Source organism: Polaribacter atrinae, from assembly GCF_038023995.1.
Lineage (GTDB): Bacteria > Bacteroidota > Bacteroidia > Flavobacteriales > Flavobacteriaceae > Polaribacter > Polaribacter atrinae.
This window is the reverse complement of the sequence record NZ_CP150660.1, coordinates 2,139,875-2,155,836: the sequence shown is the minus strand read 5'-3', so window position 1 is coordinate 2,155,836 and position 15,962 is coordinate 2,139,875. Positions and strand designations below refer to the sequence as shown.

Genomic DNA, 15,962 nt, shown 5'->3' with positions numbered 1-15,962 from the left:
GTTTTTTTATGGTGTCTTTAATACTTTAAAAGAAGAAGGTTTAATACTATTTATTCAGTGAAAAGAATATCACTTTTTACAGAAATTCCGTTTTCGCTAAATGCTTCTATGGTAAAATAATACGGTGTATCTTTATCTAAAGAACGCATAAAATGTTCATTAGTATCGTAGACTTGCCATGACTGATATAACTTATCTTCTGCAATTCCCCAACGGATATTGTACCCCTGAGCACCTTCTACAGCATCCCAAGAAAAAGATACATCTCTACGATCTTTTTCTCTATTTACTTTGAACCCTGTAACGCCTTTTGGGGCATCCTCAAGTCCTAATCCAAAGACTCTAAATTCTGACATTGCAAAGTTTGCTCCAGGCACTTTTACATTGTTATAACGCACATACTTTGCCTTTACAGGGGCTTCTAATACAATGTATGCATTGGGTGAATCCTTTTCACACGTGCTTCTATTTACAATAGTTTGCCAGTTAACGCCATCTTCAGATACATCAATAGTAAATTGATGTTTTAATCCTTCGGTACGTGTGTAAATTCCTGATTCATGGTCATGGAAATTCAATTGAAAAGCATTGATGTTTCCTGGTTTTAGCATATTAATAGTTATCCATTGGGTATCATCATTTGCATCTGCTACCCAAAATGTTTTAGGGTTCTCGTCTGTTAATACTTTAGAGATTATTTGACCATCAGTATTTTTTTCTAAAGGTAATTCTGTTACTTCTACAGCATCATCATCAGATGTAAATTTCTTAATCTGCATTAATGAAGAAGAGACAGTAACATCTCCTTTATAAGACAATAACATCCAACCATTATGATGTCCTGCCTTTGTAGGATGGTTCGCTCCAAAACGCGGATAATCACCATACGCTGTGTTGCTATACATTAATCCGTCGTCATCAAAATAAGTAGGAAACATACATAAACGACGTTCCCATTGTGAATTAGAAGCAAGTGCCATTGTTGCAAAGTGCCAATATTGTCCATTGGTTTGCTTCACCGTTATTCCGTGTCCTGCACCATTTGTAAATCCGCCTGGTTTAAAACTCATTGGGTTGTTTTTCATGTATGTAAAAGGACCTAATGGAGTGTCTCCAATATAAACTCCATCTGCATAGACATTAAATTGTGTGCCAGGAGCTGCATATTGTAAATAATATTTTCCGTTGTGTTTGGTCATAGAAGCACCTTCCATGTAGCCTTCCTTTAAAGTTGGGTGAAAGTTATTTTCTCCAAAACGTTCCCATCCATGTTTTTCTTCGTTGAGGTTAAACAACTCTTTACGAACGCCTGTTTCTAAAAAACGATCGTCTTTATTTAACTTTTTTACCTTTAGCGGATTCACGTTAGAAGAGCCCCAATACAAATAGGTTTCTCCATCATCATCTATAAATAATTCCGAATCTTGAATGTCCGTAGATATAGAGGCACTTGGTGTCCATTTTCCTCCTTTCGGATCATCTGTGTAAAGAATACTTCCGTAACCGGCAGGATTACCAGCAAAATACACCAATGAATCCTTGTAATTAAAAGCTGTAGGTGCGTTACTACCTTCAAAAAACCATTGTTCTGGTTTAATAAAATTCCAGTTTATTAAATCTGTAGAATGCCAATAGCCAAAAGAACGCGTTACAAACATGTAATACTCACCTTTAAACTCTATAACCGCTGGATCTGCACCTGAACGGTACGATTTATTTTGAGTTGAATTATACACCATATAGGTGTAATCAATATCTAATGGGTTGATATAGGTTTCAAGTCTTTTTTTTATTTCTGCTATTTTCTTGGTATCAGAAGCTTGTGCTTCATTCTGATTTTTTTCATTATGACAAGAAAAAAGTAATACTAAAGTGAATAAAAAAAGTAAATTTTTCATGATTTATAATTTAGTGTCTTTTTCGGTTAGTGAATTATAAGACGTATTGCATTTATAATCTTTTAAACTGCTTATCTAAAATAGTGCTACATTTTGACAAGTAAAAGCCACACAAAATTATAAGAATAAAACTTAAAAAATATGTGTGGCATAAAATTGCTATCAGCTAAATAAGATGTTTTTATTTAGTCAATTCAAATTCTTTCATCATTTTGGTGTCTGAATTTGTTCCTACAAATATTTGAAACTGTCCATGTTCTGCTACAAAATCTAATTCTGAATTATAGAATTTTAAATCTTCAACAGAAATTTTGAAGGTTATAGTTTGAGTTTCTCCTTTCTTAATCAATACTTTTTGGAAACCTTTTAACTCTTTTACAGGTCGTGTTACAGAACCTACAAGATCTCTTATGTACAATTGCACAACTTCTTTTCCGTCGTAATCACCAGAATTAGTCACATCCACAGAAACATTAATTTCGTCATCCATATTTATAGTAGGTTTATCTAATTTTAGGTTACCATAATCAAACGTAGTGTAGCTTAATCCATATCCAAAAGGGTATAAAGGCTCATTACGAACATCTATATAATTACTTTTAAATTTCTCAAATTTCCCTTCTGTATTTCCAAGAGGTCTTCCTGTGTTTTTATGATTGTAAAATAATGGAATTTGACCTACATTTCTTGGAAAGGTAGCTGTTAATTTTCCTGAAGGATTTACATCTCCGAATAACACATCAGAAATTGCTAAACCAGCTTCACTACCTGGAAACCATGCATTAAGTATTGCTGGTACATTTTCATTCTCTTCAACCAAAACTAAAGGTCTTCCGGTAAATAATACTAAAACAACAGGTTTACCTGTTTTTAACAAAGCATTTAATAAATCTTTTTGAACTTGTGGTATCCCTAAATCAGTTCTACTACTGCTTTCTCCACTAAATTCTGCAGATTCACCAATAGTGGCAACAATAACATCTGACTTCGCTGCAATTTTAAGAGCTTCATCTAATAATTGTTTGTCGGTACGTCCATCTCTAGGAATCCCTTTGCCAAACATTGTAGCACGTTGTTCTAATTCTAAATCGTAATCGATGTTACTTCCTTTGGCATATAACATGTTTGCTTTATCTCCAATAACTTCTTTTAAACCGTCAAAAACAGAGTTCGATTCTTCTTGATCTGTAGCTACACTCCAGGTTCCAGCCATGTTATTCGTTGCTTTTGCTAAGGGCCCAATTAAAGCAATGGTTCCAGATTTTTTAAGTGGAAGTAATTGATTTTCATTTTTAAGCAATACCATAGATTCTGCAGAAACTTTACGAGCAAACGCTTTGTTTTCTGGGGTAAAAATTTCTGTTTTAGCTCTATCAAGGTCGCAATATTTATATGGATTTTCAAATAAGCCTAATTGATATTTAGCTGTTAACATACGTTTTACAGCCGTATCAATTTCATCCATAGTAACCTTACCATTTTCATAAGACTCTTTTAAAGTTTTTATAAAAGCAGCTGGAACTGAAGGGGAATCTCCTGCCATATCCATATCTACACCTGCTTTTAATGCTTGTTCTGAAACCGCATATTTATCTCCAACACCATGTGCTATCATTTCGTAAATACCTGTATAATCAGTAACAACAAAACCGTTAAACCCCCAATCGTCTCTTAATAAATCTGTAAGTAACCACTTATTTCCTGTAGCAGGAATTCCGTCTACTTCGTTAAATGAAGCCATTACAGAACCCACTCCTGCATCTACCGCTGCTTTGTAAGGAGCTAAGTACTCATTATACATTCTAATGCGGCTCATATCTACCGTATTGTAATCTCTACCTGCTTCTGAGGCACCATAAAGTGCGAAGTGTTTTACACAAGCCATTAAGGTGTTATTTGCTGATAAATCATCAGATTGATACCCATTTACCATGGCTACAGCAATTTTACTTCCTAGATATGGATCTTCTCCATTTCCTTCAGAAACGCGTCCCCAACGTGGATCTCTAGAAATATCAACCATAGGAGAGAACGTCCAGTTTATTCCATCTGCACTAGCTTCAGTAGCTGCTACTCTGGCAGTTTTTTCTATCATTTCCATATCCCAAGAACTAGAAAGACCTAAAGGGATTGGAAACGTTGTTTTATAACCATGAATCACGTCCATACCAAAAATTAGAGGAATTCCTAATCTACTTTGTTCTACAGCAATTTTTTGAACTTCATAAATTTTTTCAGCTGTTTTAATATTAAATAACCCACCAACTTTACCTTCTTTTATACGTTCTCCCACATCAGTTCCTTTGGCTGTTCCTGTGGTGATATCTCCAGAAGTTGGTAAATTAAGCTGCCCTATTTTTTCATCTAGGGTCATCAGTTCTAGAATTGAATCTATTTTTGACTCGAATGGATTGTCTACTGCTGTTTTAGAACTTGTACCTGTATTGTTATTAGAATTACAGCTCGAAAATAGGGTTACTATAATTAGAAGACCTGTTATTTTTAGAATTGATTGTTTTGTCATTTTTTTTTATTTTGAATTAGAGAAAAGCCATGTTAATAATTTTGGTTCTGCCAAAGCAGGATCCCAACTATTGTGATTTGCAAAATCATAGAGTGTAAATCTTGGGAATCCGCCATTTTTAAGAATTTCAGATACCATGTATACGGATAAATTGGGGTCTACTACATCATCTTTAGCACCATGAAAAACCCATAATGGAATGGATTTAGCATAGGATGACACAGATTTTGGATTTCCACCGCCACAAATTGGAATGGCAGCTGCAAACATATCTGGTTTTCTATAGATAATTTCGAAGGTTCCCATACCTCCCATAGATAAGCCCATAACGTATATTTGATTGGTTTTTACATATGGCTTTTCTGCCATTTCATCCATCAAATCCATAACCAAAGCCATTGCTTTAGTAGGAGGCTTTTTGTATTTGTAATTAAACGTAATTGGTTTTGTGGTACGATCTGCTTTTAATTTTGCCCAATAATCATTTTCTGGACATTGTGGAAAAATTACTATTGCAGGAAAAGAGTTTCTTGTGGTTTCATTTAAAAATAAATCGCTTCCATTTGCCAATTGTTTTTCATTATCGCCACCGCGTTCACCTGCACCGTGTAAAAATAATACTACCGGATAAGATTTGTCTTCAGAAAAATCTTTAGGTAATAACATTCTAAATTGTAGCGTGTCTTTCTGAACAATATGCATTTTGTTTAGAAATAAATCTTCAGACTTTTTTAATTGCTGTGCGCTCATTAAAAAAGACATTACAAAAACTAAAAAGAGTGTTGTTATAAATGTTTTTAACTTCATTTTTTTACTTATTAATAGGTAAACCCAAGTGCATCTAAACCATTTTGTACATCACTATTTTTCATAAATAAGCGCCATAATAAACCTGTTCTGTAGTTTTCTATCATTACAGGAATAGGACCTTGATCTATTGCTAGATATTTTTCTATGTACCAATTATCTTCAAAACTAAAAGCATCATACGGACCATATTTACCAACTAGATTATCGTGATTCATATAAATATTCCTTAAAACATTCATGCTTTCTTTTGGTGTATATGGAAATGATGACAATGCTGCAGTTGGTGAAATTACACCAAGATCATCACCTGGTCTATGTCCATGATAACCGTCTATGGAATAGCTAGAAGTTAAACCCCAAAGGTTTTCTCCGTATCCTTTAAAGTTTAGTGGATTATCTACTGCGTATTTGTAATGAATTTTAGCTTGATTTTGTGTTAGTGTCCAATAATTAGCATATTGATCTGATAAATTTCTAGGATCTAAACCTAAGTAGGAGTAATGTGCCCAAAATAAAGGTCCAACCAAATCTGTGTCATTATAAAAATAGTTTAAAACGATGTTTTCATCATAATATGTCTTATTAGAAACAATACCTCCATTTTTTGCCCATCCTTGTTCGTAAACCGATTTATTAATAGGATGTGTAGGAGATGCAGCAGCAAGCACATACATAATTAAACATTCATTATATCCTTGAACAGGTAAATTCATATCCCAACCATATTCTGGCGACCAATGCCAGTACAAAACATCTTCTCCGTTTTTGGTATACCAATCCCATTCTACCGTTCTGTATAGGTTGTCGATTTTAGAAACCAGTTCTTTTTCTGCAGCTGTATCTCCATCAAAATATTCAGAAACAGTTAATAAACCTTGTATTAAAAAAGCTGTTTCAACTAAATCTCCACCATTATCTTTTTCGCTAAAAGGATATACTTTTCCTGTTTCTCCATTAATCCAATGTGGCCAAGCACCATGAAAACGATCTGCCTTGTCTAAAAAATCTACTATTTTTTGAAATCGTAAAAGAGCTGCTTCTTTAGTTATAAATCCTCTTTCGATCCCTACTAAAATAGCCATCAACCCAAATCCACTTCCTCCAGTTGTTACTGTATTATTAGGAGAATCATAAGAACTATTATCCATATGAATTCTTTCGAGTGCTAAACCCGAATTAGGTTCTGCTCCGTCCCAAAAATAATTGATAGTTTGCTCTTGAATACGATCTAAAAGTGCATCATCAGAAATTAAGGTATCCTCTACAATGATATCTGTAGTAGTTTCTTCCTTTTGCTTATTACAACCAAATAGAGCTAGTGATAGTATACTTATTAATAGAAAATTACGCATATATAACATGTTCTTAAATGATACATTAAATTTCAGCTATACTTAAATGGTAAGCATAGCTGAAATTTTAGATTACTCCCATCCTGGATTTTGTGTCATTCCTGGAGTTTGTATTAATTGATTGTAAGGAATTGGAAACAATTCGTGTTTACCAACAACAAATGTTTTACCATCTGCAGCCATTGCTTCTTTTGCCTGTCCTGTTCTAACAATATCAAACCAACGATCATGTTCCATCGCTAATTCTAAGTGTCTTTCTTTCCAGATTTGTGCTACTGTTGGGTTGCTAATGGTAGGTAAGTTTACCCTGCTTCTTACTAAATTAAGAGGTGTTGCCGCATCTTGACCAATATATGTTGCCGCTTCTGCTTTTATTAATAGAATTTCTGCATAACGAAGTATTCGTATGTTTTTATCGCCATCGTCTGATCCTGTAGAGGCACTAGAATATGCTTTTTCATTATACCTAGGGTTCTCAACTTCAAAAACTTCACGACCATCCCATAGTGTTTCACCTTCAAAAATAATAGAAGCATTCATTCTAATTAGATCTCCTTCTGCTTCGAACGCTTTTACAAGTGTTTCAGATGGGTTGTTATATCCCCATCCCCAACCGTCAGCACCTCTTGCACCTTGAGTTTGTGAGTATTGTTGCACACCATGAGCTATAGATTCTCCTCTACCTTGTACTTCAAAAATAGATTCGATACCGTTTTCTGTGGAAGCTCTCCATAATTCTTCATAATTTGGATGTAAACCATATTCTCCAGAATTAATAACATTTTCTGCCATGTCATATGCTTTTTGCCACTCTTTTTCATAAAGGTAAACTTTAGATAAAAGTGCTTGCGCAGCTCCCTTAGATGCACGACCTAAATCTTCTGAAGCATACTTACTTTTAAGAGGTAGTTTTTCTATAGCGTCTAATAAATCTGCTTCTATATAAGCGTATACATCTGCTACAGGTTGTCTTTCAACTAAATCTATATTTTGTAATGGTACAGCCCCAAAAGATCTTACTAACCAAAAATAATTTAAAGCTCTTAAAAACTTCGCTTCACCTACTAATCTGTTTTTTAAGTTTTCATCTGTTAGGCCATAATTTTCTGTATAATCTATAGCAATAGATGCTCTGTTTATAGATTTATACCAATTTTGCCACATAGAAAGAATTGAACCTGCACTACTTGTAAAGGTTAAGGCATCTAATACGTCTTTATCAGCACCAGTATCGGTAGAAGAACTACCTTTATCTGAATTGTCAGAAATAATTTCTGTGATTCCAAGATAAGAAAAAGCATAATCCCATTCGGTTAACATACCGTAGGCACCATTTACCATTTCTTTAGGCGTTACTGTTTCAGTATCGTCTTGCTCTAAACGATCTTTACTATCAACATCTAAATAATCTTCACTACAAGAAACAGTAGTGAAAAGCAGTCCTATAGCAAATAGAATCTGTATATTTTTAATATTATTTTTCATGATAATTATTTTTTAAAATTTTATAAATCGATGTTTACACCAAATAAAAAGGTTTTAGTGTTTGGGTATGCAGAAAGTTCTATTCCTGCTGCTCCACTTGCTCCCGCTGAACCAGATGAACCAACTATTTCTGGAGTAAAACCAGAATATTTAGTAAACATAAATGGGTTTTTAGCAGTTGCATAAACTCTAATTCTAGAAACTTGATTCATTAGTACTGGCAAAGTATAACCAATAGTAATATTGTTGATTCTTAAATAATCTCCATCTTCTAAATAATAACTTGATGCATAAGAGTCTTTATCAGCTCCTGGGTTTACATTGGTAGATCCTTCGCCTGTCCATCTATTTGAAAATGTATCATACGCTATATTTTCACCACCATCTATGCTAGTTCCTTTTAATCCATTATAAATTTTATTTCCTCCAGCTCCGAAAGCATCAATAGCCAAGTCAAAATCTTTATAATTTAAACCTACATTAAATCCGAAGTTGTAAGTAGGAATGTAAGAACCGAAGAATTTTTTATCATTATCATCGATAACACCATCATTATTTTGATCTTTATAACGTAAATGTCCTGGAGATGGAGTACCGTAATGTGCATTGTTATTTATTTCGTCTTGGTTTTGCCAAACACCATCTGCTTCGTACATCCACCAAGCATAAATAGGCTGTCCTTCTTGTAATTTCTTTGTAATTTGACCGTTAGATAAACTACCTCCGGTTTGACCATCATAAGCTGATTTTACATTCTCTACGTTATTTTTATTATCAGAAAATACAAAACCTAGGTTGTATGATAAGTCTTCAGTGATGTTGTCTCTCCAATTAAATTCTATTTCAAAACCTTTGTTTAGTACTTCTGCACCATGATCATAATAATTGGTTCCTTCACCAGAAGTGTACACAGGAGTTACGTTTAGAATTGCATTTTCCGTGTTTCTGTTGTAGTAGTTAAAACTACCAGATAATCTTGAGCTATACGCCTGAAAATCTAAACCAACGTTTGTTTCTTTAGTAATTTCCCAAGAAATAGGGTAGATAGAAGCGCCTAAAGCTGCTCCGTACACTAAATCTTGATTCGCCCCAAATACGTAATTTACATTACTACTTCCGGTAGCGGTTGAATATGTTGAAATATTAAAAGGAACATCTGAATTCCCTAATTTACCCCAACCTACTCTCATTTTTAAGAAATTTAAATTTTCTATATCATTTAAAAATGATTCTTTAGTTAACACCCAACCTGCACTAAAAGAAGGGAAGTTTCCGAAATATTCTGTATTATTATCGTTATTGAATGTGCTTATACCATCTCTACGGATATTTGCTTGAAGAAAGTATTTTTCATTGAAGTTATATTGCAACCTTCCATAATACGATAATTGATTTGTAGGCGTAGATGAACTTTGTTGTGACGTTTGTTCATAATCTTCAGAAGCAAAGTTGATGTTCCAGTATTGCTCTTTTTGTGGTACATCATAAGCAAGTTGATAAGTACTAAACGTATTATTTTTACTTCCTTTTGTAAGACCTGCTACCACATTAATGCTGTGATTGCCTATTATTTTGTCGAAAGTTAAATAATTATCCCAGTTGTATCTATAGCTTTCAGATCTGCTAAAAGATAGATTGTTGTCTGCATATGCTGTAGTTGTTGGGTTTGCTTCTTTTAATGCGTTAAAATCAGACTCATCTTGCCCTGTATTTGTAGTTAAATATTGAGACTTGATATCATTAAAAGATCTTGATTTGTAGTACGATTTAGTACCTCCAAAACGAGAGTTGGCTTTTAAAGAACCTGTTATCTTAACCTCTAAATCAAAAGACCCTTGTAAATCTGTAGTTTCGTCTTTTTGATTGTTATAATATACGGTTGCCAAAGGGTTACCTATAGAGTTTAAACGACTGTTGCCTTGGTAACCAACAACTCCTGTATTCGTATTCCAGTTAGATTGACCAAAAGCACCATTATCATAGTACGCAGGTACTAATGGAGACTGTCTATATGCTTCATTAAAGGCATTAAAAGGCTTTGGAGTTCCTTTTGAAATTGCAGCACTAAAGCTTTGTGTTAATTTTACAGTGTTTTCAAAAAGATTGAAGGTATTGTTAGATCTTAACGTATTTCTAGTTAAGTTTTGATCTTTCAATAGTCCGTCCTCATTGTAATTATTTAAACTAAAGAAATAGTTTGTATGTTCATTAGCTCCTGAAATAGAAACATTATTACTATTAGATAATCTAACGTCTGTTAATTCATCATACCAATCTGTATCATATGCTTGGTTCGATGATAATAAATCTGTAGATCCTAAAGATGTACGAACCTCATTAAAGTAAGTAATGTACTCGGAAGCATCTGCCATTTTTACTGGGTTAAGCGTACTAGTTGCTCCGTAGTAAGAACTTAATGAAACTTTAGCTTTTCCATTCTTCCCTTTTTTGGTTGTAATGAATATAACACCATTTGCAGCATCCATACCATAAATGGCAGCTGAGGCAGCATCTTTCATAACATCCATCGTTTCAATATCAGAAGGGTTTATGTTACTGATACCGCTTACTTGTATACCATCTACAATATAAAGAGGTGTTGTGCCAGATGCGGCAGTACCTAATCCCCTTATCATTACTACAGGGTCACTACCAGGTGCGTTGGTATTAATGATATTTACACCAGACAATTTTCCTTGTATAGATTGTGTTGCGTTTGCCGCTGGTTGTTTTAATAGATCATCTGATTTAATACTAGAAACAGCACCTGTAAGATCTGATCTTTTTTGGGTACCATAACCAATAACTACAATCTCATTTAGAGATTCTACGTCATCTTCTAATGAAATATCGATAACATTTTCATTATTTACAGTTACTGTAATTTTTTTAAAGCCAATGTAGCTAAATGTTAATTGTTCTCCTTTATTAACGGTAAGAGCGTACTTTCCATCAAAATCGGTTGAGACTCCATTGCTTGTTCCTGCTACAGCAACGCTTACTCCTGGTAAAGGAGTACCTCCATTTTTACTTGTTACAATACCATTTATTTCCATTTTTTGTGCTAAAGCACCCAATGAAAAAAACAGTATTAATAATAGACTAATCTTTGTTTTCATATTAGTGTTATTAATTATTAAATATTCAGTTTATTCGGTAGACTAAATTATAAACTATTATTAAATAAATTAAAAAGAGCTTTACATTTTAAATACGTCACTAAATGCACTAAATGTTAAAAAGCATTAACAAATCGAGGTTGACGTACTTTGTTGCCCTAAATAAAACGTTGTAGTTGAAGGTGAATTTGATAAATGACGTATAGATGACGTAGTTATTAATTGTGTATTAGGTAAAAAAATAAGTTTATTATTTGATATTTAACAAATAATCAGTGATAGAAATGTCATTTTCTAAATTTAACTTCTTTTTTAACCTATATCTATGCGTTTCTACACCCCTATGAGAGATATTCATTAAAGGTGCAATTTCTTTTGAAGAAAGATTCATTTTGATGTAAGCACAGATCTTTAAATCCTTTGGAGTAAGCTTTGGATGTTTGGTTTTTAAGATTTCGAAAAACTCATCATGCACTTGACTAAAGTTATTTTCAAAAACAGCCCATTCATCTTTAAGTACAATAGAATTATCTAATTTTTTCAACAATTTTTTAAAGTTGTACTGACTATTAAAGCCTTCTTTATGACCCATCAGATCTTTTTTAACTTCCTCAAGGATTTCATTTTTCTTCACTAAAGCCATCGCATTATTGGCAAGTTGTTTACTTTTAAGCTTAATTTCTTTCTGCAAAGATTCATTCTTAAACTCTACAATTTGTTTTTCGTTTTCTAATGTCTTTTCGCGTAGTAGTTTTTCTTGTTCTTTCTGATACTTGATTTTTATAAGATGCTGTTCTTTTGCTATTTTTTTATTTTGCAAAACATATAATAGTGCAATAATTAAAAGTGCAATAATTGCGTATAGAAAGAACCCAAAAGTATCTCTATACCAGGGTGGTAATACATCTATTTCTAAGTTTTGAATGGTGGATACATTTCCAGAATTTCCTTTAGCTCTAAAGGAAATTGTAGACTCTCCGTCTTTAAGGTTAGAGAACTCTATTTTATCGTTTTCTGCTTTGTACCATAAATTACCTGTGTTGGATATTTTGTATTCAAAATAATGATTTACAGATTTTGAAGAGGACAGTTCTATTGTAATATTTTCATTAAAATTAAAACGGATTTCATTGTTTACAATCTTTGATAGGTTGATAGGAACTCCACCAATAGATACAACTTCTATCTTTGGTTTTTGCAAACGATTATTAGACGGTGTGGTGCTATTTATCATCATAAAACCATTGTCTAAGTTTAATGCATAAACAGAATCGTTTATTTTAGAGACGTTTTCATAGCCTATGATGTATCTGTTTTTTAATAGATCGTCACTTAAAATGAGTTGTTCGTCATTATTATGGAAAGATTTAAAATTAATAAAGCCATCATTGTTTTTTAACGCAAAAAGGTTTGTATCATCTTCAGATATAATATAATTATGTCTTCCTAACTTATCATTAAGTAGTTTATAAGGAATAATAGAATCTAAAATAGGCTCATACTTTTGCCATCCTTCACTCGTTTTAAAACTAATATTATTCTTAATGTTATAAACTCGTATGTTATAATTAGAGCTAATACCTTTTTTCTGATAATTTTCTACATTTAGTATTGTTTCATAATCTTCATCAAACCGAATCTTATAAACCCCTTTAGTTTCATGAGCAACCCAAGCGGTATGCGGATTTTCGAATACCAAAAAACGAGCAGGTATTAAGGCTTTGTCAAATTGTTTTACAATCCACTCACCCTCTTTCTTTTCAAACTTTACCAATCCAGAATAAGTACCTTGAATATAGGTGTCATTTCGTTCTGGAACTTTTTTTATAGTCCAACCTCCAGTAAAATTAGATATCTTTTTAAAGGTATTCGTATCTACCAAAAAAGTCCCTTCATTATGACCACAAAAAAGTTCATCTCCTATAATTGTTAAATCCCAAACCTGACCTTGTGATCCTTCTACAAACTCTAATCGATTGTTGCTGTCAAGTCTAAAAAGTCCTGTGTTAGTTCCTATATAAATAACACTTTTATATTCAATAATGTCATAAACAGCCCCTAGTTTTCCTGAAACATCATTAAAGAAATAGTTGCTATTGTTTAATTCTATGTGGGCAATTCCGTTATCTAAACCCAACCAAAGATTATCAGAATCATCTAGAGATTGTCCTAAAACGGTATTGTTTAATAAACCATTTTCTTTACTAACATGAAATTTTAAGTTTCCTAAATGATCCGTTAAGAAAAGACCATCTTTTATGGTTCCGAATACCATTTCTCCATTTTTTAAGATAGAAAAATCATTAAGCTGATGTAGTTTAATGGCTTCATTTATTTTAAAATTAGTGGGAACCAACTTGCCTTTTTCTAAAAAATAACTTCCTTTTAGAGAGGTCATTAAAAGCAGTTTATCTTTATACTTGTTGATGGATATGATTTTAGTATCTACAAGTAAATCATTAAAGTATAAAGGTGCTAGTTTCTTTTCTTTTAGTAAAAAAATACCTGCGTTTAAAGTGCTTACATACAAGTCATCATCAATAACACTAAGAGAAATAAGTATCGAATCAGACTTTAACTGTACAATACTCTTAAAATCGTACACATAGATATTTAGAAACGAACGAAAAATTATTTTGTCTTTATACTTTACAATTCCCCATATTTCTTCATTAGGCGAAATTTTATTGAGAATGGTATCACTTAATGAGTGGTATTTAAGAATTCCAAAATCATCTCTTTTCCAAAACCCAAATTCTTCGAACGAACCTGTGTAAATGATATCATCTACAGCTAAAACAGACCTAACGGTTGTTTTATTAGGCAATTGATACAATTTCCAAACCAAAGCATCATATTCTAATAAACCACTATTATTAGCAACATATACTTTACCGTTTTTAGCTCTTGTAATATCCCAATTTTGGTTACCAGCTTTATATTCTGCCAAAGTATAATTTTTAAGGCTGGGAGAGAACTGAGCATTTACTATCGAAATAGATAAATAATAGAAAAGTATGCTTAAAATTTTTAAGTGTTTTGTCATTACGATTCGTTAACTGATTTGATGTGTTTTAAGACGGACTAAAAGTACTGCTTTTAATCTTTTTGATACTCTAAAATATCTGCAGGTTGGCAATCTAATGCTTTACAAATTGCTTCTAAAGTAGAAAAACGAATTGCTTTTGCTTTTCCTGATTTTAAAACAGATAAATTGGCTGTTGTAATACCAATAGTTTCCGCTAATTCTTTGCTTCGCATTTTACGTTTGGCTAGTATTACGTCTAAATTTACAATGATTGCCATATTATATTGTTAAATCGTTTTCTTGTTTTTGATTCTTTGCAACTTTAAAAATTTCACTTAAAACTAAAAAGAACAAGCCTAAACAGATAATTACTAAATGCTGATTCAAACCGAATTCTAAAGTTACTTTCTGAAGAAAATAAAATCTACTAATCATAGAAATCGTAAGAGAAATAATTCCTGAAATAAATAATAGGTTTCCCATTTTCTTAAAGGATGAAATAACTTTTTCTTCAAATATTTTTACTCTAATAAAGTAGTTTAATATTTTTTTAAAAAAATATAAAGCAGCAACAATTAATAAATAATTTAGTGCAGAAACAACAAGAAGTGTTTTTGAGAATAGTGTATCGGTATTAAGACCTATTGAGTTTATTTTTATGTTTAAATCACCTAGGTCTACAAAGAAAACAGCAATAGAAAATCCGATAATTACCAAAACTATTGGCATGGATAATATCCAAAGTAAATCTACAATTGCTTTTAAAATATTAATTTTTCTCATGACTTTAAATATTTGACATATGCAAATATATAAAAATTATCGAAAAACAATAATAAAATATTAAAAAAAGGTAATTTTATACTTTTTTGATCACACTTGTTACAATTCCCCAAATCATAAAATCATTCTCTTCTGTGATTTTTATAATAGGGTAATTAGGGTTTTCTGGTTGTAACCAAACTTCGTTTTTTTCTACACGTAAACGCTTTACAGTAAAATCGCCATCTAAAAAACAAACCGCAATTTTGTTGTTGGCAGGCTCCAAACTTCTGTCAATAACCAATAAATCGTTGTCGTCTAAACCAGCATCAATCATAGATTGCCCTTTTACTTTTGCAAAAAAAGTAGCGTCTTTGTTGTGGATTAATTCATCATCTAAAGAAATTCTAGTTTCTCTAAAATCATCTGCAGGAGAAGGAAAACCAGCAGAAATACCAACATCTACCAAAACAGCTCCATTACCAGAAGAAGCTTTAGGTGTAAAAAAAGTAAGGTTTTTAGTTCCGTTCATAATGTTTGCAAATTATAACTTTTCTTTAAATGTTAGAGGTATTATTTTACAATTAAAATACGGTCTTACAATTGTTGCAAATGTGTCTTGTTTTTTCGAAAAAAGGAAATAACATGTAGAATATATTTTTCCTTGTAAGAGGGGCAATTAATATTTGAGTAGTATTACAATTCGGACAAAAAATAGCATTTCCGTTTTTATCTTTTTGATAAATTCTAATCTCATTGTAAATAGTTACCGCTTTTTCAAAATCATCTTTATGAACCAACAATTTTACACCACCAATAGCATTGCTCATTAAAGGATCTGAATCGATAGTTTTTTCATCCATGAGCATTGTGTCAAAACCTTCAGAATCTAGCTTCGATTTTGTAACATGAGCCTCGGTTGAATATTCGAAAACAGCTAAAACAGTATAGTTATCGTTCATAAAATTATCATTTTAAAAGGTT

11 protein-coding genes are annotated in these 15,962 nt (G+C 32.3%); all 11 read right to left on the bottom strand.

Annotated features, from left to right (window positions below; translation table 11 throughout):
* Window positions 1–50: 50 nt before the first annotated feature.
* The 11 genes from WG945_RS09435 to WG945_RS09385 all read right to left on the bottom strand — a co-directional run bounded on the left by WG945_RS09435 (window position 51) and on the right by WG945_RS09385 (window position 15,940).
* Window positions 51–1,898 (bottom strand): family 43 glycosylhydrolase, encoded by a 1,848-nt coding sequence (locus WG945_RS09435; RefSeq protein WP_082864135.1) that lies wholly within the window; start codon window positions 1,896–1,898, stop codon window positions 51–53.
* A 181-nt stretch (window positions 1,899–2,079) separates the two neighbouring features.
* Window positions 2,080–4,422 carry a beta-glucosidase BglX gene (gene bglX, locus WG945_RS09430; RefSeq protein WP_068447341.1) on the bottom strand — a complete coding sequence of 781 codons (2,343 nt, stop codon included), beginning with the start codon at window positions 4,420–4,422 and terminating at the stop codon, window positions 2,080–2,082.
* Window positions 4,423–4,428: 6 nt separating this feature from the next.
* Window positions 4,429–5,229 (bottom strand): prolyl oligopeptidase family serine peptidase, encoded by an 801-nt coding sequence (locus WG945_RS09425; protein WP_068447338.1) that lies wholly within the window; start codon window positions 5,227–5,229, stop codon window positions 4,429–4,431.
* Between the two features lie 11 nt (window positions 5,230–5,240).
* Window positions 5,241–6,584 carry a glucoamylase family protein gene (locus WG945_RS09420; RefSeq protein ID WP_068447465.1) on the bottom strand — a complete coding sequence of 448 codons (1,344 nt, stop codon included), beginning with the start codon at window positions 6,582–6,584 and terminating at the stop codon, window positions 5,241–5,243.
* A 72-nt stretch (window positions 6,585–6,656) separates the two neighbouring features.
* Window positions 6,657–8,069: a RagB/SusD family nutrient uptake outer membrane protein gene (locus tag WG945_RS09415; protein ID WP_068447336.1), complete on the bottom strand. Its 1,413-nt coding sequence runs from the start codon at window positions 8,067–8,069 to the stop codon at window positions 6,657–6,659.
* 20 nt (window positions 8,070–8,089) lie between these two features.
* The gene (locus WG945_RS09410) at window positions 8,090–11,188 is read right to left on the bottom strand and encodes a SusC/RagA family TonB-linked outer membrane protein (RefSeq protein ID WP_068447334.1); all 3,099 of its coding nucleotides are present in this window, start codon (window positions 11,186–11,188) and stop codon (window positions 8,090–8,092) included.
* A gap of 250 nt (window positions 11,189–11,438) precedes the next feature.
* Window positions 11,439–14,138 (bottom strand): LuxR C-terminal-related transcriptional regulator, encoded by a 2,700-nt coding sequence (locus WG945_RS09405; RefSeq protein WP_231874463.1) that lies wholly within the window; start codon window positions 14,136–14,138, stop codon window positions 11,439–11,441.
* Window positions 14,139–14,287: 149 nt separating this feature from the next.
* A complete protein-coding gene (locus WG945_RS09400) occupies window positions 14,288–14,494 on the bottom strand; it encodes a helix-turn-helix domain-containing protein (protein ID WP_068447330.1) in 207 nt (68 codons plus the stop codon).
* Window position 14,495: 1 nt separating this feature from the next.
* Window positions 14,496–14,999: a DUF2975 domain-containing protein gene (locus tag WG945_RS09395; protein ID WP_068447329.1), complete on the bottom strand. Its 504-nt coding sequence runs from the start codon at window positions 14,997–14,999 to the stop codon at window positions 14,496–14,498.
* Window positions 15,000–15,075: 76 nt separating this feature from the next.
* Window positions 15,076–15,510: a LexA family protein gene (locus WG945_RS09390; RefSeq protein ID WP_068447326.1), complete on the bottom strand. Its 435-nt coding sequence runs from the start codon at window positions 15,508–15,510 to the stop codon at window positions 15,076–15,078.
* Between the two features lie 52 nt (window positions 15,511–15,562).
* Window positions 15,563–15,940 (bottom strand): DUF2007 domain-containing protein, encoded by a 378-nt coding sequence (locus tag WG945_RS09385; protein ID WP_068447324.1) that lies wholly within the window; start codon window positions 15,938–15,940, stop codon window positions 15,563–15,565.
* Window positions 15,941–15,962 lie beyond the last annotated feature (22 nt).

Bases quoted from the DNA above. Each gene is read 5' to 3' on its own strand.
- WG945_RS09435 (WP_082864135.1), bottom strand. From the start codon at position 1,898: ATGAAAAATTTACTTTTTTTATTCACTTTAGTATTACTTTTTTCTTGT.
- bglX (WP_068447341.1), bottom strand. From the start codon at position 4,422: ATGACAAAACAATCAATTCTAAAAATAACAGGTCTTCTAATTATAGTA.
- WG945_RS09425 (WP_068447338.1), bottom strand. From the start codon at position 5,229: ATGAAGTTAAAAACATTTATAACAACACTCTTTTTAGTTTTTGTAATG.
- WG945_RS09420 (WP_068447465.1), bottom strand. From the start codon at position 6,584: ATGCGTAATTTTCTATTAATAAGTATACTATCACTAGCTCTATTTGGT.
- WG945_RS09415 (WP_068447336.1), bottom strand. From the start codon at position 8,069: ATGAAAAATAATATTAAAAATATACAGATTCTATTTGCTATAGGACTG.
- WG945_RS09410 (WP_068447334.1), bottom strand. From the start codon at position 11,188: ATGAAAACAAAGATTAGTCTATTATTAATACTGTTTTTTTCATTGGGT.
- WG945_RS09400 (WP_068447330.1), bottom strand. From the start codon at position 14,494: ATGGCAATCATTGTAAATTTAGACGTAATACTAGCCAAACGTAAAATG.
- WG945_RS09395 (WP_068447329.1), bottom strand. From the start codon at position 14,999: ATGAGAAAAATTAATATTTTAAAAGCAATTGTAGATTTACTTTGGATA.
- WG945_RS09390 (WP_068447326.1), bottom strand. From the start codon at position 15,510: ATGAACGGAACTAAAAACCTTACTTTTTTTACACCTAAAGCTTCTTCT.
- WG945_RS09385 (WP_068447324.1), bottom strand. From the start codon at position 15,940: ATGAACGATAACTATACTGTTTTAGCTGTTTTCGAATATTCAACCGAG.